20 protein-coding genes are annotated in these 19,825 nt (G+C 61.1%); 14 read left to right on the top strand and 6 right to left on the bottom strand.

Annotated elements, in window-relative coordinates; translation table 11 throughout:
- Positions 1-204: 204 nt before the first annotated feature.
- The 14 genes from U858_RS34985 (at position 205) to U858_RS0123825 (ending at position 14,749) form a co-directional block, all read left to right on the top strand.
- The gene (locus U858_RS34985) at positions 205-1,011 is read left to right on the top strand and encodes a DotH/IcmK family type IV secretion protein (RefSeq protein WP_232786591.1); all 807 of its coding nucleotides are present in this window, start codon (positions 205-207) and stop codon (positions 1,009-1,011) included.
- Between the two features lie 19 nt (positions 1,012-1,030).
- Positions 1,031-2,206 carry a DotG/IcmE/VirB10 family protein gene (locus U858_RS0123765; RefSeq protein ID WP_025139647.1) on the top strand — a complete coding sequence of 392 codons (1,176 nt, stop codon included), beginning with the start codon at positions 1,031-1,033 and terminating at the stop codon, positions 2,204-2,206.
- 42 nt (positions 2,207-2,248) lie between these two features.
- Entirely contained in the window at positions 2,249-3,418 is a 1,170-nt protein-coding gene (locus tag U858_RS0123770) for a hypothetical protein (protein WP_025139648.1), read from the top strand.
- Positions 3,419-3,431: 13 nt separating this feature from the next.
- Entirely contained in the window at positions 3,432-3,944 is a 513-nt protein-coding gene (locus U858_RS0123775) for a hypothetical protein (protein ID WP_025139649.1), read from the top strand.
- A gap of 73 nt (positions 3,945-4,017) precedes the next feature.
- The gene (locus U858_RS0123780; protein ID WP_025139650.1) at positions 4,018-4,377 is read left to right on the top strand and encodes a DUF6750 family protein; all 360 of its coding nucleotides are present in this window, start codon (positions 4,018-4,020) and stop codon (positions 4,375-4,377) included.
- 33 nt (positions 4,378-4,410) lie between these two features.
- A complete protein-coding gene (locus U858_RS35730; protein WP_157838851.1) occupies positions 4,411-5,091 on the top strand; it encodes a hypothetical protein in 681 nt (226 codons plus the stop codon).
- Positions 5,091-6,350: a hypothetical protein gene (locus U858_RS0123790; RefSeq protein ID WP_081821722.1), complete on the top strand. Its 1,260-nt coding sequence runs from the start codon at positions 5,091-5,093 to the stop codon at positions 6,348-6,350. The genes U858_RS35730 and U858_RS0123790 overlap by 1 nt, the downstream gene beginning before the upstream one ends.
- The gene (locus tag U858_RS34990; RefSeq protein WP_081821703.1) at positions 6,347-6,619 is read left to right on the top strand and encodes a hypothetical protein; all 273 of its coding nucleotides are present in this window, start codon (positions 6,347-6,349) and stop codon (positions 6,617-6,619) included. The genes U858_RS0123790 and U858_RS34990 overlap by 4 nt, the downstream gene beginning before the upstream one ends.
- Before the next feature lie 28 nt (positions 6,620-6,647).
- A complete protein-coding gene (locus U858_RS0123800) occupies positions 6,648-9,773 on the top strand; it encodes a hypothetical protein (protein ID WP_025139653.1) in 3,126 nt (1,041 codons plus the stop codon).
- A 782-nt stretch (positions 9,774-10,555) separates the two neighbouring features.
- On the top strand, positions 10,556-11,047 hold the full coding sequence (locus tag U858_RS0123805) for a hypothetical protein (RefSeq protein WP_025139654.1): 492 nt from the start codon (positions 10,556-10,558) through the stop codon (positions 11,045-11,047).
- 418 nt (positions 11,048-11,465) lie between these two features.
- A complete protein-coding gene (locus U858_RS0123810; protein ID WP_025139655.1) occupies positions 11,466-11,951 on the top strand; it encodes a DUF1643 domain-containing protein in 486 nt (161 codons plus the stop codon).
- A gap of 153 nt (positions 11,952-12,104) precedes the next feature.
- Positions 12,105-13,142 (top strand): nucleotidyl transferase AbiEii/AbiGii toxin family protein, encoded by a 1,038-nt coding sequence (locus tag U858_RS0123815; protein WP_025139656.1) that lies wholly within the window; start codon positions 12,105-12,107, stop codon positions 13,140-13,142.
- Between the two features lies 1 nt (position 13,143).
- Positions 13,144-13,872: a hypothetical protein gene (locus U858_RS0123820; protein ID WP_029954257.1), complete on the top strand. Its 729-nt coding sequence runs from the start codon at positions 13,144-13,146 to the stop codon at positions 13,870-13,872.
- 109 nt (positions 13,873-13,981) lie between these two features.
- Positions 13,982-14,749 carry a DNA/RNA non-specific endonuclease gene (locus tag U858_RS0123825; protein WP_025139658.1) on the top strand — a complete coding sequence of 256 codons (768 nt, stop codon included), beginning with the start codon at positions 13,982-13,984 and terminating at the stop codon, positions 14,747-14,749.
- Between the two features lie 60 nt (positions 14,750-14,809).
- On the opposite strand, the gene U858_RS0123830 is transcribed toward U858_RS0123825, so the two are convergent.
- The 6 genes from U858_RS0123830 to U858_RS0123865 all read right to left on the bottom strand — a co-directional run bounded on the left by U858_RS0123830 (position 14,810) and on the right by U858_RS0123865 (position 19,806).
- Positions 14,810-15,289, bottom strand: a complete 480-nt coding sequence (locus U858_RS0123830; protein ID WP_025139659.1) for a hypothetical protein — start codon at positions 15,287-15,289, stop codon at positions 14,810-14,812.
- Between the two features lie 707 nt (positions 15,290-15,996).
- Complete coding sequence (locus U858_RS0123840) at positions 15,997-17,301, bottom strand: site-specific DNA-methyltransferase (RefSeq protein WP_025139661.1); 1,305 nt, start codon at positions 17,299-17,301, stop codon at positions 15,997-15,999.
- Entirely contained in the window at positions 17,298-17,627 is a 330-nt protein-coding gene (locus U858_RS0123845; RefSeq protein WP_025139662.1) for a hypothetical protein, read from the bottom strand. The genes U858_RS0123840 and U858_RS0123845 overlap by 4 nt, the downstream gene beginning before the upstream one ends.
- A gap of 497 nt (positions 17,628-18,124) precedes the next feature.
- Positions 18,125-18,367, bottom strand: a complete 243-nt coding sequence (locus U858_RS0123855; protein ID WP_025139664.1) for a hypothetical protein — start codon at positions 18,365-18,367, stop codon at positions 18,125-18,127.
- Between the two features lie 211 nt (positions 18,368-18,578).
- Positions 18,579-19,571: a phage Gp37/Gp68 family protein gene (locus tag U858_RS0123860; protein WP_025139665.1), complete on the bottom strand. Its 993-nt coding sequence runs from the start codon at positions 19,569-19,571 to the stop codon at positions 18,579-18,581.
- The gene (locus U858_RS0123865; RefSeq protein ID WP_025139666.1) at positions 19,564-19,806 is read right to left on the bottom strand and encodes a hypothetical protein; all 243 of its coding nucleotides are present in this window, start codon (positions 19,804-19,806) and stop codon (positions 19,564-19,566) included. Before U858_RS0123865 ends, U858_RS0123860 begins: the two co-directional genes overlap by 8 nt.
- Between the last annotated feature and the right edge of the window lie 19 nt (positions 19,807-19,825).

Below are 19,825 nucleotides of genomic sequence, written 5' to 3' on the forward strand. Positions count from 1 at the left end.
TCGGTCGGCAGTGGGGGCGCCGATAGCCAACCGGCGACTGGTGCCCAATCCGCTGCAAGTGGTGGTGAAAGCTCGGCCAGGCCAGCCCCTTCGGGTACTCAGCAGGCCCAGCAAGCCGCGGCGGGGGCCAGTGCCGATCAAGGTGGTCGTACCCAACAATCGGAGTCCGCTGGTGGCCCATTGCCTTCTCCGCGAGTCGATTTCGTGCAGACCGCAGTCGATGCGGTAGCGCCGATGGATCCGGGCCAAATTCGAGACTTCAAAAAGAAGCTGGATGAACGGCAAGGGGCTGAGGTCTCTCCCGTCCGTTCGGACCTGATCCCCGTCTCCGTCACGTACGACATTGACCTTTCGCCTGGCGCCAAACCACAGGTGGTGCAGATCACTCCTGGTCAAGGCGCGCTGATCAACATCATCGACCGCGAAGGTAACGGATGGCCGGTGAAGAAAGTGAAGAACTACAACGAGGGCGCCTTCAAGGTCGAGGAGATGGGCGAAAGCACTCTTTCTGTTGAAGCGCTCAGCAATCACCAGCTCGCCTCAATCGGGGTGCTCCTTGAAGGAATGAGCGTCGCCTGGTCCTTTACCGTCATCCCCGCGCAGGTCACCACTGACGTGCGGGTCGATCTGCGCCTGCCGTCGCTGTCGCCGGGGGCAGTGTCAAAGGTGGGACGGGCAAGTGGCCTACCCAGCGTCGGCGCCAAGCTCGACGGCTACCTCTATGGCGGTACGCCCGAAGGTGCGCGCCGGCTGGAAGTTCAGGGCGTTGCTGGGGCCAGGGCGTGGCAATCGCCGGATGGCCGGCTGGTCCTGCGAATAGCAGGTCTGGTGTCGTCCCCAGCCTGGTACGACCGCATGCCGGCCGCAGATGGCACCGCGGTCTACGAACTGCCGGCCACGCCGGTCGTTGCCGTGGCAACTGACGATGGAACATCGCACACCATTCGCATTAAGGGCCTGCAGCCTATGGTCTCTGCGGCCGAGAAAGGCGCGCTAGGCGTGCGCCAATAAGGATCACTGGTAGACCGCTATGGCAAAAAAAGACACCGAATCGCAGAAGGATGAGGCGCGCCCTGTCCATCGGGGATTCAAGCGCAATCTCAAGCTCGTCATCGTGGTGGCGGTCGTGGCCATCGTCATCGCACTGGGCCTGGCCGGGATGGCGGGCAGCGGCAAGAAGTCGGACGCGCCCGCAACCGCGATCGGGAGCCTCACGCCAACCGGCTCGGCGGAAGTGCGCCGGGAGCTGAGTCCCGCCATGCAAGAAAAGCAGAACCGCATCTTCAAGGAAGAGGCCGAGGAGGCGCAAAAGTCTGGCCGCTCGTATATCCCTCACGAGGGAACCCTGGGCGTTTCCACTCCCGTCGACCAACTGCAACCGTCCAAGGCTGCAGAGAAGAGTATGCCGATCACGAATCGAATGACCGGAGGGCAGGGCCAGGGGGCGCAGGAATACCCAGGCCTTGCGCGTCAGATTGAGCGCATGGCGAAAGGGATGGACATCCGGGGGGCGGCTGTTCAGTCGTTTGGTGACAAGGACAAAGCTCTGGCCAGCGCTCCGGGCCAATCGGGCGCATTGGTGGCCGCTCAAGCCGGCGACAAACCGACCGGCGGATCTTCCCGAGGGGCAGATATAACCGGTGGAATCGAGATCCACCCGGCAGAGCTGCTGAGCCCGGTCGACACGGATAAGACCGATGAGGCTACCGCGCGGATCACGGGGGGGCCGCTCGCTGGCGCAACGGTCGTCGGAAAGCTGGTGGTCTTCGAAGAGGACTTCGCCATGGGCTTCAGTTCGATGCGTTTCGACGGCAAATACTACACAGTCCAGGCAGTTGGCGTTAATGAGCAAACCGCTTCGCGTGCCATGGGCGCTGATGTGGACCACAGATTCTTCGACCGATACGTGATGCCGGTCCTGTCGTCAGGCCTATGGGGAGCTGCGACCTACTTCACCGAGAAGGGCCGCACTGCCACAAAGTATGTGCCGACTGGTATCGGTGGGGACATCGTGGTCAGCGACGAGCGTGCATCGCAGGAGGATGCCCGAAACAAAGGGATCGGCGAGGCCATCAAGAAGTCGCAACAGATCACCGAGGCCGAGGTTCAACGGCGCGCCTCGAAGAAGAATCGCATGACGCTGCCCCAGTTCACTCCAATCGGCATTCGATTTGAGCAGCCTGTCTATTCGAAAGACGCAAAGTAGCCGCCGGACGGTGAAAGAGATATCCACACGGAGAAATTCTGAATGACCACTGAACCTCAATCCGGGCAAGCCGCACACGCGGACGATGTCGACGCGCCGCGCAAGCCCACCACCACCGCCATTGACACGGCTGATGCATGGGATGCAGTCGATGCCACGCCGACAGGGGCTGGATCGCCTGCCGCTACCGGTGCGGCAGATCCCCTGCACCACGTCGACGACGAAGATCCGCACAACTCCGATTTGGACGATGACAACGAGAATGGGGATCCGGACGATGATTCCGATGATGCTGATCGGGCGAAGCGCCGGGCCCGTTGGAACCTGTTCTTCTGGGGATTCATTGTCGTATTCATTGGTGGGGTAGTTCTCGCGATCTACGTCGTATTCCTCAAGCCGTCTGCGCCTCGGGCGGAGCCGACGTCTTTCGATGCTCCCAGTCTGCAGGACGGCCTCCAACGGCGCGGGGACTCGCCAGTTAGCGGAGACGGGCGGAATCTGACGCCCGCGGAGCCCGCGCGAGCATCCTCCCCTGGTGGTGACGTACGCGTGGAGGGACGCGAACCTTCCGATGTCGTTGTGGCCCCTGGCGCACCACAAAGCGAGCGGAGCGCTCCAGGGAGGGTCTCCCAACAGGACGGGGCGCAATTTGGAAACGATTTGGAGGTCGAGCCACTATCCACTGGCCCCGGCCTCGGATCGGAGCCCAGACCGAGCGCACCGCTGCCTGACATTGAACGCAAGGTGGACACGATCGCAGTCAATCTGGTTCAGGTGAATGTGCAGATCGTGAACCTGCAGCAGCGCCTGGCGGCTATGGAGGCTGGTCAGAAGGAAATCCTCGACGCGGTCAATCGCCTGGGCAGTCAGAATCAGGACAAGAAGGCGGCCTCCGCTTCGTCGGCGAGCGCAGAGAAGCGCGTCGCGGACGCCAGGACGGCTCCGCGGGTAGCGGCTTCCGTGCCTGCGTCAAAGGCGGCGCCGGCGGCCCAGCAACGGCAGCCGGCAGGCGGCGGTTCGAAGCTGGCGGGTCTTTGGGTGAAGGGAACATACCCCACCACGGGGGCGGCGACGGAGATCGCGTGGGTTATGAATGGCGATGGCCAGCTCGAGGCGACTGTGCGCGTGGGCAGTACCGTGCGCGGTGCAAAGGTCACCGGATTCGATGGAATGAAAGTGCTCACCACTGCCGGCGTAATCCATCCTCGTTGATGAATACCGAATCATGAACCTCGACGCCTTCCTCGACGGCTCTCCAACGTTCACCCAGGGCATTCTCCGGCTCATCTTCGTGGGTTTGTCGGTGCTGGCCGGTACATGTTGCTTCTACCTCGCCGCCAGAATGTGCATTGCACAGTCGCAGGGTTTGAGGGAGGGCCGCCCACTATTCGGGCCTGTCGTCGCGCATGTGCTTATTGGCTACTTCTTTCTCCGCCTGGCGGGGTTTTCGACGGACGTTATCGAACTGCTGTTTGGCGCAGCTCCCCAGCAACCGTCCAGCGCGCTTTCCTATCTGCCTGCGCAGATCTCACAAAGCAATTTCTGGAAGCGGGTCGCTCTGGCAATCGTCAGTTGGGTGGCCATGTTTGGTGGGATCGCTATCTTCAGAGGGCTTCTGCTGTGGAGAGAAATGTCGAATGGCAACCCGAATCAAAGCGGAGACCTCATGTGGCGTGGGCTTTGGCACATCGTGTTCGGCGGCATTGCTTTGAACATTGGCGGTTTGTGGGGTTCCTGACAGAAGGGACGAAGTTCTGTTTTTTTAACAAAGGTGTTAGCCCGACTTGTCGGCATTCTTGAAGGAAGAAGTTATGAAAAAGCTCGGAAAATCTGTCTGGATGAGGCTTGGGTTTGCACCGTTGGTGCAGCTGGCGGTCATGGGGTCGGCTCATGCGAACCTGTTCGACATAGGGAACACGGTGATCGACCTGGCCAAGCTGTTCACGCAAGTCGTTATCGTCTGCGCGGTTCTCGTTGGCGTGGCGGCAGTCGTCTACGGCATCACGCTGATGCGCAAGAAAGCGGGTGAGCGCGGGGAAGACATTAGCGTGGCGCGGATCATCATTGCCGTCACCTCTGGCTGCGCCGCGATCGTTCTTGGCTTCGTTATTGCTGCGACGACGGAAACTTTCGGCGCCGGCGCGGGCGACATTGGCAAGAACTTGTTCTAGCCACAACCGCGACGCTGCACTGGCCTACCGACCATGAAAGATCTGCTCTTATCTATCCGTCGAGCTGTTGGTGGTCGCGCCGGACGTGGCGTCGCGCGACCACCTATTGGCGCTAGTGAAAATGCGGCCCATGCTGCTACACCAGCGACCTGCGCAGGGTGCGGGATCACGACGGCGCAACTGTTTTCTGTCCCTGGTGGTGGAAGCGAGCAGACCCGCGTCTGTGAGCTATGCGCCAGCTATTCGGCTGTTGGCGAGAAGGATCCACTGGCGCTGGGACGGGACCTTAATCGGCATAGCCTGGTAGCAATCCTTCCCGAGCTCGCGGTGGCCGATGTGAATCTATTGCACTGGGCGATGAGTCTGGCGCTGCAGGATCCGGTCGAGCGCGACAGGGCACAGCAAGTCTCTCAACGCTTGCAGGCGCGGCTTCACGACACCAAAAGCGGATATGGCTCCATGCGGGCACAAGCCTTTGGTGAGGCGATGGCGTATCTGTCTGATGGGCAGTACGCCATGCGGGATGTGTCCGAGCTACGCCTTGTCTTCGCCCCAAAGCTGCTCGAGCAGGTCCAATCCTCCGGCAGTATTGGTCTGGGTGAGTATGCCGATTGTGGCAAGTGGGACGATCTGACCCGCTCAAAGAGGCGCCAGGTGGTCGAAGGGAAAGATGCAGACGGGCCCGGGAAATCTGAGACATTAAGGACAGAATGATGGCAATCGTTGGTGATGACGCTGCCGCAGTGCGGGTTGATTGCGAACTCGTACCTGTTTGTGGGTTTGCGCAGTTCGACGATCCCAATGCCGCGACCAGTGGGAAGGCATTCTCGGGCGACGGTGAGATACGCCGATTCCAGCAGATCGATGAGCTGGAGAGTTCGGTCCTCTGGATTACAAACTTGGGCGCGGGAGACGATCCGCTGAGCCGACGGCGACATCTACGTTGTGGCGGCTTCCTCGGCGCTACCAGCCAAGAGATTGCCAGAGACCTAGGCCTGGAGGTCCGGCCTGATGGTCGGCTTTCCGACACGGCGGGCGTGCACGTCGCGGGCGTTTTCGAGCGGGCAATCAGGGTAGCTGCCCGGTCATACGGCGCAGACTCCGTGTGCCGGTGGGTCAATGGACTCAAAGGCGACTATCTCTATCAGGATATCGCGAAGTCCCTGCCGCGAGGTCCCCTGAGCGCGGTTGAGTGCTTTCCCCGCCAAAAGGAAATTCTGGCATCTGCATACCAAGCCAGGGCAATACCGGATTGGGGAGAGTGGGAGCTTGGCAGCGGGGCGACTTTCGTGACGCTCAGATTCAACAGGTTGTCATACGCACGTCAGATGTTGCAGATGGCCGTGCCAACCGGCAAGAACTGGGCTTACGTGGAGGGGACTGCCGGTGCCGATGTCCTGGGGGAAATGCTCGCTCGGACGTGTCTAGTGCGGGCAGAGATTAACGCTCGTGAGGGACAGGGTGACTTATCGCCTGTGACGTTAGCTGCGATAGGTTTTGACGGAGAGACACGGGGCCGAAAGCGGGGATGGTTCTCCCAGCCGGAGCTCGCTGCCCTGTCGGAGTTCATGGACATACGGCCGGATGGGTTTCTGGTGGACGAGGATGGGGGGCGTCCGCTACCTGCGAAGGTCCAGTTGCCGGAGGTGTTGACCTCTCGCCCTGAGCGCGCGCTTGCCTACGCCTTTGGGCTGATTGCCTATTGCCATTGGCAAGCTGTTGCCACGCCACGTCAGCTATCTGATCGTGATACTGCGCAAATCGACATTTGGAGCATATGGCTGCATGCCATGGACCGATCTCTCATGCATGAGGTCGCACTCCGCGCTCACCGTGACGATCTCCATGTGGAGGCCTATGGGCATGGCGCGCTGGTGCTACGTCTGCAAGACGGTGATTGGGAGAAGGCCAATCGCTTTTGGAAGCTCGAGGGGTTCGCGTACCCATCCGGTGGGATTGGCGGTCCGACATGAGTCACCTTCCCCCTTTGCCCAGATTCGCATTCGTGCCCGGCATTTCGGTAGAGCCACCATTTGACGTCTTGGTGGACGAATTTCGCCAAGCGCCAATTGATGCCCAGGTCCGGCTGGATGAATGCGTGGCAATGGATGATGGTGCCGCCGCGGTCGTTGCCTTGACGAAGCTCTATCTAGGCCTGCAAGGCACCACTCCAGGGCAGGAGGCAATTCGGCGCGTACTGCCGCTGCGCGACGTCGCGAAATCTCGCAACGTTGAATCCTAATAGTTTCTGATATTTGAGGTCTTCCGTAGTGAGTACCACTGCCGTAGTTCTGACGTTGTTGTTTGTCGGCATTCAGATCGCCATATTGGTGGTCTGCATGATGAACCGCGAGTCGATCGAGTCTGCGATTCTGCACTTCACAGGCATGTTTTGGCGCAACGACGTCGAAAGCTGCGTATCACTGGTGTCGAGCTACGACGAAAGCACGCTGATATCCAAAAGCCGCGACCTGGTCTCATATGTAGAGATCGAGGGGCGAGGCCGCTACATTGGGGCGGCCGAATTCGATGCTCTGGCGACTAAGCTAGAGAGCGCCCTCGAGCACGTCCTTGGGGCGGGGGCTGCGCGCCAACACCGGGTCGTTATTGGCTTTCGTTCCGATCCAGAGGCCGCACCTGACATGCTCAAGAGAGCTTTTCAGCCGGCGATTAACACGTCGCGTCGGATGGGCGCGGGCGATCGTGCAGCAGTATGGTTTGAGATGAAGTCCAATGCTCTCGCTGGTGTAGTCGTGGAAGAGCGCATTGTGCTCGGACTGTTTACCTTGCGTAGCGGTCTATCCAAGGATGAGGAGAAGCGTGCCTCTGAGGAAATCGCCGCGGTGCGTGCCGATGCCGGCCGTGAGTCGCTGCGGGCCGCCTCGTCGTTGTTTTCGCAGAACGCCATTGGGGTGCCGCCGCTGTTGGCTATGCGGCATAAGGCAGCTTTGACGACCTTGGTGAGGAACCTCAAGGGAACCGAGGGGGAGGGCCTTGGATTCATATGTGAGGTGATGTCGAACGAAGACGTGATCCCTGCCCTGCGCGCGTTCCTTGACGGGCGTCCGGCACCCGAGGATTGGAAGTCTGTTCTTGTCGGGGGAAGAGGGGGCGCTGCGACGACGGGTGAGCGTCGGGATGATGCTGCGGACTTGTTCCCGCTGGGCATTGGACGTCAATTGTTCTCTGAACAAAGCAGAGAGGTGTTTAAGGACTATGAGTATGTCGCTCGTGAGGGAACAGCCCACGTGGGCCTTGCTGTGAACGTTTTTCCGTCCGCGGATCCCGCTCCGAGCTTCAACACATTGGCGAAAAGTATCAGCGAAGTCGGCGGCACCGATGGTACTCGCATGCCGTTCGCGGCGTCCTTCGAACTGTATCCAAATGGTGAAACCTATCGGAAAGCAAGTGCAACCATGGCCTCGTTTTTAGGAGGGATGGGTGAATACAACAAGTCTATCAAGGCCGCGTGGGACCAGCTGCGGAATGGGCCGTCCAAGGCTGTGGCGCTAAGAGGGGTGTTGACCACATGGTCGCATCGATCTGAGTCGGAAGCATTTTCTCGGGCGTCGCAGCTGAAGAGCAAGGTGCAAAATTGGGGGGGGACGACCGTAAGCAACGAGTCGGGTGCCCCGGCGGAACTATGCATGGCAGTGGCCCCAGGCCTAGCAGCCCGATCTCCACTGCCGTTCGTCCCTGCGCCTCTAGCGGCCGCAGTTCGAGTCCTCCCTTTGTTTCGTCCAGCGTCGCCTTGGAGAGTGGGCGAATTGCTGCTCCGTACGGAGTTCGGTCGTTTGTTCGCAGTCGCATTCGGGTCGACAGTTCAAGCGAACACAGGAGGGTTCTTTATTGCGCCACCAGGCCGCGGGAAGTCGCTGCTCTTCAACTCGATGAATTTTGGCACTTCCTTTGGGCCTGGGCTTCAAGACCTGCCCTACGTGACCATCACCGACTTTGGCTTGAGCTCGGCTCGACTGATCGAGACGCTGCGAGCGATGCTGCCGCCGCACAAGCGACATCAGGCGGTTGCCGTTCGCGTTCGCAACAGCAGGGAGTATGCGAGCAATCCTTGGGACACCCAGCTGGGTTTCGACCGGCCCACTGAACGTGAGCGCGACTTCCAACGATTCGTCGTGACCACCATGGCTCCGACCCTTGGCGGCGAGTCTGCAAAGTTCATTGGCGCGGTTATCGACGCGGCATACGATCTATTCTCTCGAACGAGCCCTGAGGCGAAGCGCTGGCAGCGCGCGAATCATCCGGAAGTTACGAAGTTGATGGATGATCTCGGAATTGAGTCAGAGGGGCGCCGTGTTTACGACCTGGTCGACGAACTATTTGGTCGCGGCAGGGTTCACGAGGCAGCGGTGGTGCAACGCTACGCGGTTCCAGTGTTGTTTGATCTCATCACCGCCGCACGGTCGCAGTCTGTGCGAGACCAGTACGACCGTCCAGAAGAGCCGACGCCAACGCCATCAGGCGAGCCGATCGTCGCAGTGTTTACGCGCGCTATAGGTGCGGCTGCTCGCGATTACGCGCTGCTCTCGACTGTTACCCAGTTTGACCTGGGTGACGCACGCATCGTCGCTATCGACCTCGAGGAATTGGTATCCGGCGGTGAGGATGAAGAGTCCCATCGCCGCGCCGCGCTCATGATGATGTTTGGGCGCCACCTGGGGGCGAAGAACTACTTCTTGCGCTGGAAGGAATTGGCGTCGACTTGCCCGCCCCTTTATGCGAGCTACCACGAGAACCGGGTGCAAGAGATCTTCACTTCAGCCAAATTCCTTGAATATGACGAATTTCACTTCGCCAAGGGCGTCAGCTCGTTGATTGACATGATCGACGCTGACTTTCGTACCGGCCGCAAGTACCAGGTCTTTCCGTTTGTAGTCTCGCAACAGTTTGATGATGTGCCCGCCAAAATTCTGAAGTCGGCCGCCACCGTGTTCATTTTGGGCGCAGGTAGCGAGGAGGAGGGACGGCAGATTCAAGAGGCCTTCAACCTTTCGGACTCGGAACGGCTATGCATCATGTCCAAGTGCTTGGGGCCGACGGAGAAGGGGACTCCCCTTTTTGCCCTCTTCAAGACGGTAGACGGGACAGTCAGTCAGTTGCTCTATCACACAGTCTCTCCGTTGGAATTGTGGGCATTCAATAGTTCCAGCATCGATTCGGCCGTGCGCGCGGAAGTGGAGAAGCAACTCGGTGATCCTTGGCAGGCGATTCTCGAATTGGCGGCTCAGTATCCGAGTGGCTCGGCACGTAAGGCCTACGAGGCGCGGAAGCTTCGAATGGGCGATGACGAGGTGATTGAAGAGGGCGGGCTCGCGGCCATGCTCGGTCGAGAAATCGCAGCACGCGCGTTGGATCGACAGGCAACCGGCCAGGTATAGCGGTCGCGACCGGCGGGGAGGACTCCGGCCAGACGGAGTGCTGTGCGTAGGGAAGACGAGGAAAAACGGTGCCTACTGGTCGATCGATTCATTTAATGGTATGTACAATACTTATGATTCATACCAAATGATGAGTTATTCGTTCTCTGTATGAACTGAATTGGATTTCGAGGTGCTCCACCATGCGATCAATCTTCGGCCCGCGAGCCCGTGCGGCTATCGTTCTTTGTGTCTCTGCTGGGTTGGCATCAGCTGGGACACCCGATACATCACAGTTGCCGCGCGATGACTCGACAGGGCCGGGTTCGTCGGTGGGAAGCGCTCAGGCGCCTTGGAAGTCTGACGTGGAGTCTGTTCGACAGCAGATTCCCGTTTCTATCGCCAACGCAAGAACAGAGACCTACACCTCCGGCTGCGGTGCTGGCTACGCTGGAGTGCGCTTTCAAACCCGCTTGGTAAAGACCTTCACCAATGGCGTGGTTCAGGCTGATGCCTGGTCTGCGCTGCAAGGCGAGTGTGTCGCCTTACCAAGCGCTTCGCGCGGCGCCGTTCTTTACGTCATGTTTGGCGACAGTGGTTCTGGCGGCAATTTCAAAGTTTGTCCGGCGGGTTTCGTGGGCGACCCTTTCCAGGGCTCATCTAGCTGCTTTTGGAGCAAGGTTTGCCCGGCAGGCCAGTTTACCCCTACAGGTTATGGTTCCTGGCAGGACGGTGGTGGCGAGGGACCCGGCTCTGTAACGCGATTCATCAGCTCCGCGCTATGCATTCAACCGTAGGCCGAAATGGTTGCACTTCTGCTCCGTGCGCCCACCTCGCCGACCGGAGTCTTTGACCGGCCGCTGCGGCAGTCTAAGACGACCCAGGTGATGTTGGTACTCTTGGACCAAGCACAAGGCGAGCTCAATGCTATTACTGGGCGGCAGATCCGAATGCTGACGCGGATGGTGCCGGATGATGTTCATCGGGTCTTGTCGGGCCAAGCCGCTGCTGGCCGCATTAGCCGGAGGAAGCCGATCAGGGCGGATGGCAAGGTTGAAATGCAGTATTGGCTGAATCCAATGCAAGCGGCCGCCGCAGAGATCTACCGGGCTCCCATTCTGTCTCGCCGAATGCCTTTGAGGTCAGCGAGCTCGTCCCCTGCAGATCTCGCAGCCAAGCTCAAGTTCTTGATTTACTGCAAAGAAAGTACAAGTCTTGGCGAGTTTAAGCTCTTGGATCTCATCATTGCAGATTACCGTGATGCGCTTAAGCGTGCGGCTACGTCTGAGGAATGACGTTTCAGCTGCCACTGGGGGCGAAGCAGACGCCGACAGCGACGCGTAGTGCCACCCCGGCCGCGCCAACGTACCGACCTTGCGTTCTCCAGCACCTTGTTGGTATCGCGACGCAGCTGCTTGACCAGCGCCAGGCCGTCAGCCGTCTGTAGGTTCAGCGTGATGGAATGCTTGCCACCGGTTGTAGTTACGAATTAGGCGCCGTCCGCCGTCCGCCGTCCGCCGTATGGCGGCCTTGCCGGCCCTTCAGGAAGGGCGGCCCCCAGGACCGGGTGTCGTCGCCCTGGCCGGGGGGCTAGATTGATGACATCAGTGTGCCAGGCTCCGGCTGACCGAGGGGCCGGTCAACCAGCGCCTGATCCGGTCGATAATCGCATGGTGGCCGAAGATGGCCGGCCAACTTGAACTAGGAGGCCCTTTGAACAGCGCAGTTTTGAGTCCCTGCAGGACATTTCGCTATCGGCTGGACCGGGAGGTTCAAGCTTCCGGACCGGTGTTCGCCTATTTTGCGGTGAACCCCAGCACAGCTGACGCGACGGAAGACGACCACACCGTGCGCAAGTGTTGGGGCTTTACGCTGCGCAATGGCGGCCGGCGTTTAATCATAGGTAATGTGTTTTCGCTGCGCGCGAAGGACGTTGCGGAGCTGTCGAGCGCGCCTGTGGTCTGCGGGCCAGCCCATCAGCGCTACATCCAGGAAATCATCGCTGAGGCCGACGTCCTGGTGCCGTGCTGGGGCAGCCGCACCAAGGTGCCCCGTGCGCTGCACCCCAAGCTGGACGAAATGTTGGCCATTCTGCGCGACAGTGGCAAGCCAATGAAGCATCTTGGCCTGACCAAGTCGGGAGACCCGGGCCACCCTCAGATTCTGGGATACGCCACCCCGCTGGTCCCCTGGCAGTAGCCTGCCAATCTCTGCAGCCCTTATCAGGCCTTGCGGGGTGGGAGTTGGCCATGCCCATGGGAAATCCAATCGGCATGATTGTTATCAGTGTTGGCAACTGCTTAGTTGGTGGTGGTAATATAAGGGATCAAATGCGTTCCCTTATATGTAGCCATGACCAATACTCCGCGTTCGGGCTCCCTCCCCACTAAGCGCCAGCCGCTGCCGTCTTCGACGAAGCAGCAATGGTCGGTACTGCTGCAAACGCTCCTGATTGCAGGGTTCGTCGAACACTCCCGTTGGACCAGTTCCGAGGCTGTTTTTCACGGGGGAACGAGCCTAAAACTTGGCTGGGGCAGCCCGCGGTGGTCGGAAGATCTGGATTTCCTCTTGAAGAAAGGCCTTCTCGCCGCAGCTGAGGGCCATATCAACGGTGCGGTTGCTTACGCGCGTGCCCACCTGGCCCGGATCGACGCATCGCTTCAGCTGGAGGTCCGTGGCAAGACCACTGACAGGATGGCACGGTTTGAGGTCGTGATGATAAAGCCTGGATTGCTTGGCAAGGCTGCCGTGAAAGCGGAATTCTGGGGCGTGGAAGACAGCTACCTGGAGCGCTACGCCTCGACGCCGCGGCAACCGGAGCCGCCCCAAGAATTGTCGAAGGCCGGATATTTCGTCCGTGTTAGCTCTATGCTCCCGATGGCCACGCTCAACGCCGTGATGTCGGACAAACTCGTCGCTGTCGCGAACCGCCGCTACTTTAAGGCGCGCGATATCTTCGACATGTACTGGATCCAGCAGGAAAGAAGTTATGTGCGCCCCGATCCGGCTGATTTGGCGCGGGACGTGCTGTTCCACGCGACAGCCTACGATGCTGAAGTGGACCCTGAGGCAGCTGCAGAGCCGCAGCTCGAATTCTCCTCCGAGCGCGATCTTGTCGAGTCGATGGCCAAGCGGCTGCGGGCCTGGACCTTGGCGGTCAGCGAACCCGAGTACCTGGTCAAGGCCAAGACTGAGCTCAAGACCTTTCTCGTCGACTCGATGGGTGGAGCGCACCTGTGGAACACGTACTGGGAAGGGCAGGTAGCCACCATGATCCACGATGCCGCCGCGATGGCCAATCAATGTGCCGGCGCCCTCGAGGACCTGGTGCGCGAGACGTATGGAGAGACTCGCCAGGCAGAGCCTCCCCGTGATACGCCGAGAGGATGATATGGGTGCCCACCTGGTCCCGGCCGACGGTGTCGCGGGTGAAGCCCGCACTCCACGGGTGTCCGCGATTGCGCGGTTGAAGAGCCTGCCGGCGGTCTTCTCACTTGCGGAGCTATGCCGCCTCCAGAAGATGCCGGTTGAGGCAGCAAAGGTATGGGTCAAGCGCATGGCGCGGGCAGACCTGATTCAGTTCGTTGGGCCTCGCGCAGGCTTGTACTTCAACCTGCTGCGATTCCCAAACGCGCCCCAGGACAATCTCCTCGAGGCGGTGGGGCGCCTGTATCCTGACGCCGTGGTGCTGGGGGCGCACGTCTTGCATGCCTACGGTTGGGTGACGCAGATCCCTCAGATCATCGACGTGGCTGTGACTCCGCGGCGGAGCATGGCGGCCGTGAACGGCGTTCACCTGTGCCCGCGCCCCCGCACCTGGTACCTGGAGCAACAGGCCGCCGGCGCGATCCTCCGATATGGTGAGTCTCCATTTGCACTGGATTCCCTAACGCCGGCGGCCGCGCTGCAGGACCTACGCGCTCATGGCACCAGTGAGATGTGGGTACCGGATCCCGACGACCTCTACATTCCTGAGGACCAGGAAGAGGGCGTAATCCGGCATGGTCCGCCAGGGCCGACCGTGTGGCTGGAAGATGCCCACGAGCTTGCAGCGGACGAGCCGCAGGATGCGACGGCCGAACGCGACAACGGATTCTTCCCTGACGACCGGTCCGACTAGCTGCAGGTCTATCCCCAACTCCCCAACGACTACACATGTTTTGGGGGCACGGGGCGTTTTGTTAGTATGAATTGGAACTTCAATTCATACTTTATAAGGACGACTTGCGATGGCCTTCAGCTCTCTGCGCATTTGTGCGGTTTCGGCTCTTCTCTTCTGCTCAATGAATGGGGCCACGGCCGCAGAGAGCCGATGCCCGGAGCACTACGCTGCCGCGCGGCCGCCGGCTGTTCTCGATGCAGCTATCGCAGTAGGATCGCAGGAACTCTGCTCGCTGGGCTATGGGGTTCTCTATTCCGCAGAAGCGAAATCACCGATTTTCGCCGCTGAATATTTGTCGCCTGATCGCGTGTTCAAGGCATACGATCGCCGGTCCCGCAGCAACGACTTTCGCCCAGACGAGCGGATCGCGCGGCGCGGACGGGCAAGTCTTGAGGACTATCGGGGATCGGGCTTCGACCGCGGCCACCTGGCGCCTAGTGCCGACATGGACACGGCGGAGGCGGACAGCGAGAGCTTTCTGCTGACGAACATCGTGCCGCAAGATCCGCAACTCAATCGCAATCTCTGGGCTGCCATCGAAAAGGCGGTCCGGGCTCTTGCAAAGCACCGTCCGGTGTACGTGGTGACAGGGGTGATCTGGGAGCCGAACACCAGCCCAACAGTGGGTCGGGGGCGGGTGCGCGTGCCCGCATACCTGTACAAGGCCGTCTATGACCCGGCCACGCGCGCCGGCGCCGCTTATCTCGTCGCCAACGCCCCCAACCAGGCACATCGCGAATTGACGCTCGCGCAGCTCAGCCAAGTCGCCGGCATCAGCCCCTTCCCGGGTGCGCATGTCACCTCCACCCTACGGCTGCCGCGACCGCGCTATTAAAGCAGCGGCAAGCCACATCACCGAGTCGTGCGATTGGTGATGTGGCCGGCGGCCCGTAATCTAGGCCACGGGGGCGCCGGCGCTCATCCAGCTCTGTACCGATTGAACGGCGGCGCCGCTGAACACCATATCAGGCGAGAAGCGGAGCAACGTCCACCCCATGGAAATAGCGCTGTTGTACTTTTCGAGGTCGCGTTTGTAGCCCTGCGGCCGCACGTGGCGACCACGGCTGTGAATGCCGCCTTCAATCTCCACTGCCAGCCTGCGGCCGCAGGGCAGCTCCGGCCAGGCGAAGTCGAAGCGAAACGCCCTTGTCGGATGTAACCGGTATTCGCGCTCTGGCGCCGCAATGCGAAGGGCTCGCAGATCGATGGCAAACTTCTCCTCTGCCTGGCTAGGTGCGCCAGGCGGGCGCGGTTTGGACGGAGTTGCGGCTCCGGAGCCGGGTGCCCCAGGACCAATGTGTCCTTGGGCGCGAAGACGCGCTACCAGCGGATGGTTGGCCCCGAGCTGGGCCAGGTCGCGATTGGAGAGCTTCACGGGGTAGTCCAGAGCTGGGAGGCTTGGTGCGCGTGGCGCGCGCGCCCCCCAAAATGAAACAATCGTTGGGTTTGCCCGCACCATAGGCAATGGCGCTGCTCGCCATCGATGCAGAACCTGTCGCCGTTGCTGTCATCCTGATGCAGCGGATCTAATGCGCAACGACCGTCGACGACGTATCTGGTCCAGAACGAGGTGTCCTCGAGCAGTCCGGCGGCCCCACCTGGCCAGTAGCGCAGGCCAACATGGTGGCCTCGAGGTACCCCCAATTGAGTAAGCTGCACGCCTCGAAAGTCCTCGCGATCCCGCCCAGCGCGTGCGCCTAGGACAGGGGTGGCCAGGGGCATGCCGTAGGCGCGATGCATCACGCTCCTTCGGGGCACCAGGAACAGCTGGAGGCCTCCGCTGTTGGTGGCCCCCGCCGGTAGGTTGGGTGCCGTGCGAACACCTGGGGCATCGGACCAAAGGGATGCGGCAACGGCGACCAGCCAAGTGTGCAGCTCGGGCGAGTAGGCGCGGTTGACCGATGGGTGGATAGTGGCCAGGGTCCCCTTCAGAACGGGCGGAAGCCAGTGGGCGAAAGGCGCAATCTGCATGCTGCTCGGCTCCAGATAAAAGAATAAATAGTATATCTAGTTCATAACTAAATAATTGGACGAACGCCTTATCTGGACGGCTGGCGATAAGGGTGATTCGGTGCCCGGCCGCTACCGGTCGAAGCCCAGTGAGAATTCCTGGCCAAACTGGAACCCGGGGAAGCGGCGGAAGCGTTCGCCGCCGCCGCGGAGGTATTCCGCGAAGATCTCGAAGAGGAGCCAATGCCGCCGTAGCAGTTCAGCTGCCATCGCTGTCTTGGCCGTGCCGCCGAAGAGGTCGAGCACGAGCTGGCCCGGCTGCGTGAGGAACTCCACCAGGAAGCTGGCCAGCGAGAGCGGCATCATGGCGCCGTGAATGGGTAGCGCCAAATCCCGGGCGTCGCGCCGATACTGCCTGGTGTCGCTGCAGGCGTGGCCGATCTGCAGGACGTTTTTAGGGATGCGCCCGGCGGTATCGTTCGTGTATGAGGCGGCGCGCAAGCGATAGGCACCGTCGCCGTAAACGGCGCGGCGCGGGCAGCCACCTGATTGCTGCACCTGCTGCAGCCACTTGATGTGGCGCTCGGAATGCGGCTGCAGGACGCGCCGATTGTCGGTGAACACCAGTGCCGGATCGTTTGTGAACCAGTAGACGGGCTCGTAGCCAGTGTTGAGCTGAACCCGGCGCTTGCTTGCGTACTGAATCGGGCCAGGCGGCTTGGAAGCGTTGTACCAAATCAGCGTGTCCATGAGGTGCAGGCCCAGTCTGTCCACCAAAGCCAGCACCAGGCGTTCCTTGGCAACGGATCTGGCCGCCGAACCAGGCTCGAAACTGTCATTGGTGAGGTTGAGGCAGATTGACCCGCCCGGTGCAAGCTGGGCCACGATGGGCTCCAGCGCGTCGCAAATGAAATCCACGTAGGCGCGCTCGGTCAGGGGATTGCCGTAGGCACGCGGGCGCCGCAGAAGGTATGGCGGGCTGGTAACCACCAGGTGGATCGGCTGCCCAAGCTTCGGAAAGCTCGACGTGCTGTCGCCCCAGATTGCGATGCCCAGGGTTGTGGAGAAGGCAACGAGTCGGGTACCTGCTGGTGCCGCGGTTAGACCGTCTTTATTCCGTTGCGCCAGGCTCCAAACACCGCGATGTCCAGCCTGGCGCTCCAGAAGGCCGAGGTGCTTCAGGGTCTGCTGAACCCAACGAACGGCGCGCTTGAAGGGGCTGTGCTGCTCACCGGCAATCTCGACTTTGCGGTCCACTTCGGCTTCAGCGATGCCCGACCGCTTCGCAACTGCGCGATACAAGGTCGCGTTGCTGAGCGGGGTCCCGCCGGCGGCTTCGTAGGTGTCTAGAACATGCCGAAACAGATCCAGCTGCCCAGGAGAGCCGCGGCCGGGCCCGGATTGCCGTCGAGGCGCCTTTTGATTGAACTCGGTCATTGGTGCTCTCCGAGCTCGACGTCGCTGAGATTCTCACTGGCGTCCGCTGTTTCCGAGGGGGATGCGGGCAGGGTGTGCTCGGTGCGGCTGCTGCCCGCACGGCCATTCTCGCCCAATGGAGTCGAACGCCCCCGACAAACCGTGGGGTGAAAGAGAATCGGCGCCGGCGGCGCGGTCGCTTGAATTTCCTCGACAGTCAGGAAAAATAGGGCGCCACGGTCCAACACATATCCGGGAAGTGCACGGGCGGCACGGGCTACCTTGGCAGTGGCGGCGGTAGCGGTCAATTTCTCCTCGGCGGAGTGGACACTGCTGGGACTTTCCATGGGATTCGCTCCTGAAGGATATCTCGGCTCAAAGAAACCAAGATACGCATGGGAGCGGGTCTACCCAAACTTTCTGCGGCCAGCATGGGCTGCCTTGCCGTTCCGTGGTGAGCTGGGCGATCCAGAATCGCTTAGCTGGTCGTGCTCAGCAAGCTGAGAAAGGCTTGCGTACCGCTATGTGGAGCCTCCAAATCAGCCACTGGGGAATTCTGTGGGAGAAGCCTGGATAAGTAGGCTGGCCACACCGTGAGCCCACTTGACGGCAAAGTCTGCGTGGCCAACGGCGCAGCGTTCCGCCACCTCGATTTGCTGGATTGTCGGCGGTGCTACGCCGAGCTGTCCCGCATAGCTGCAGGCCGCATTCCAGACCGCTAGGCGCTCAGCGTGGACCCACTGCTCTACGGACAACCCCGGGCGCTTGGTAGCCTCTGCGGTCAGTACCCCATAGATCATTGCCGCAGGTTCCGATCGGGGCCGAAACGGGTCGTGTTGTTGCATCATGCTGGTTCCATGTTACGCATCGCGATGAGCTCCAGTGCTGCCCGTTGCACCGCGGCCGTCACGACCTTCAGCGAGTCGTCGCCGCACAGGGGGCGCGCAATGTCGGCGAGGATGCGAAGGCGCCCTTGGCGCAGCAAGCCGGTGTCCTGAAACTCGATAATTTCTAGCGCCAGTTCCTGAAGATGAGCTTTGGCGTAGTCATCGACCTGGTTCATGACGGGATCTCGGTTGTTCATCATTGCGGTTCCGGGGTCAATCGCGGTCACCATTATCGCGCGACGCGGGGTAACCGACGGCTACGGGGGCGGTCGGATTGGAATGGACGGATTTCGGCATGGATTGACCTTCCTTTGCTAGGTGACGATATCGGCTCTCGACGCTGGGAGTCTACGGGCCCTGGTCATCGGACCCAAGCTCTCAATCTATGTTGGTAAAGGACGGAGCCGGGAGTCAGGGCATGTCCGCCCACACCTCTCCGTCCAGAATCCGTCCGGCGGTGGAAGCGCCGGCGCGATGCACCATCGCCCAACCATCGGCGCCGCGCGCGCCGGAAGGGTAGGCGGCAGGATCGTACCCGCCGGCCACGGTCCGCCCGTCCAACGCCACCGCAGCGGTGGAGAACTTACCTCCCCCAAAGTCCCCCGAGCCGGGCGCCCATTCGCCCCACTGTTTGAAATGGAAGACGACGCCCGCGCGACCGCACTGATCACGGACGGATTGCGGCCAACCGGGGTGCATGGGCCGAGCACGTCCGCCGCTTTCGCCCCCGACGATCACCAGGTCAAGTGGGGGCAGCGGTCGACCATCCGGCTCCTGGATATCGGTCCGCCGAAGAGCATTGAATTCCCCGGTCTCGCAGTCCATGCGGTGCTTGGCGGAACCGCTGGTCCACCGAACTCTTTCCAGATCCACTGGGCCTAGCATGGGCTCCATGCTGACGAAACGCTTCCGGGCGGGGATGGATAGCAGGCGCCTCAAGTCCCGATCGGCCTCCTCCTGGTTCACGATACTGGCGCCCAGCCAAACGCCGGCCTTCAACGCCCAGTCGGGCGAGGGCAGCATGGCTCGCACGTTCCCCACTCGCTTCGTGAGCAGCAACCATTCAAGGTCGGGTGTAGCTTCGATCAGCCGGAACAGATCGCTTCGCCATGCCGGATCTACGGAGTTGTCGAAGACATCCGACAGGCTGGCGCAGAAGACGCGTTGCCGGCGCCCGTGGCGCCGATAGAAATCCGCGTGATCGGCGTTCCAGCGGTGGGGCTTCTTCCAATTCGCGGTGCTGGTGCGATGGCGGGGGGCGCCGACCCCCCAGACTACCTGCAGCGCCCTGGCAGCTGTATTGACTTCGGCATAGCAGTGGTCGCACCCGGGCGACACCTTTGTGCAGCCGATCCACGGGTTGAATGTGTGATCGGTCCAAGAGATCTTCGAGTTTTCAGCCATGGGGATCCTTAGTTTTGGGGCGAAGAGCGTGAGCCAGGTGCCTGGCGTAGGTGGCCACGGCGCGCCAGTACGCGGCCATCGGACCCTTGCGCCGGCGCCATGCTTCTTCTGCCAGGTCGTTGGCCTGGCGTCGCAGGTCGACCAGAACCGCCCGGATGCGCGCTCGATCTTCTGGTGGGAGATCCTGCAGTGCCTTGCCCGAGGATAGTTGGAGGAGCGGGTTGATGTATCCCATGGGGTTTCCTTTTAGGTGG

Source organism: Achromobacter sp. DH1f (assembly GCF_000633435.1).
In the GTDB taxonomy this organism is placed as follows: domain Bacteria; phylum Pseudomonadota; class Gammaproteobacteria; order Burkholderiales; family Burkholderiaceae_B; genus Achromobacter; species Achromobacter deleyi.

Excerpts from the sequence above, each read along its gene's own strand:
- U858_RS0123770 (WP_025139648.1), top strand. The coding sequence starts at position 2,249 with ATGACCACTGAACCTCAATCCGGGCAAGCCGCACACGCGGACGATGTC.
- U858_RS0123840 (WP_025139661.1), bottom strand. The coding sequence starts at position 17,301 with ATGACCGAGTTCAATCAAAAGGCGCCTCGACGGCAATCCGGGCCCGGC.
- U858_RS0123780 (WP_025139650.1), top strand. The coding sequence starts at position 4,018 with ATGAAAAAGCTCGGAAAATCTGTCTGGATGAGGCTTGGGTTTGCACCG.
- U858_RS35730 (WP_157838851.1), top strand. The coding sequence starts at position 4,411 with ATGAAAGATCTGCTCTTATCTATCCGTCGAGCTGTTGGTGGTCGCGCC.
- U858_RS0123815 (WP_025139656.1), top strand. The coding sequence starts at position 12,105 with ATGACCAATACTCCGCGTTCGGGCTCCCTCCCCACTAAGCGCCAGCCG.
- U858_RS0123855 (WP_025139664.1), bottom strand. The coding sequence starts at position 18,367 with ATGATGAACAACCGAGATCCCGTCATGAACCAGGTCGATGACTACGCC.
- U858_RS0123790 (WP_081821722.1), top strand. The coding sequence starts at position 5,091 with ATGGCAATCGTTGGTGATGACGCTGCCGCAGTGCGGGTTGATTGCGAA.
- U858_RS34990 (WP_081821703.1), top strand. The coding sequence starts at position 6,347 with ATGAGTCACCTTCCCCCTTTGCCCAGATTCGCATTCGTGCCCGGCATT.
- U858_RS0123825 (WP_025139658.1), top strand. The coding sequence starts at position 13,982 with ATGGCCTTCAGCTCTCTGCGCATTTGTGCGGTTTCGGCTCTTCTCTTC.
- U858_RS0123765 (WP_025139647.1), top strand. The coding sequence starts at position 1,031 with ATGGCAAAAAAAGACACCGAATCGCAGAAGGATGAGGCGCGCCCTGTC.
- U858_RS0123845 (WP_025139662.1), bottom strand. The coding sequence starts at position 17,627 with ATGGAAAGTCCCAGCAGTGTCCACTCCGCCGAGGAGAAATTGACCGCT.
- U858_RS0123805 (WP_025139654.1), top strand. The coding sequence starts at position 10,556 with ATGGTTGCACTTCTGCTCCGTGCGCCCACCTCGCCGACCGGAGTCTTT.
- U858_RS0123775 (WP_025139649.1), top strand. The coding sequence starts at position 3,432 with ATGAACCTCGACGCCTTCCTCGACGGCTCTCCAACGTTCACCCAGGGC.
- U858_RS0123860 (WP_025139665.1), bottom strand. The coding sequence starts at position 19,571 with ATGGCTGAAAACTCGAAGATCTCTTGGACCGATCACACATTCAACCCG.
- U858_RS0123820 (WP_029954257.1), top strand. The coding sequence starts at position 13,144 with ATGGGTGCCCACCTGGTCCCGGCCGACGGTGTCGCGGGTGAAGCCCGC.
- U858_RS0123865 (WP_025139666.1), bottom strand. The coding sequence starts at position 19,806 with ATGGGATACATCAACCCGCTCCTCCAACTATCCTCGGGCAAGGCACTG.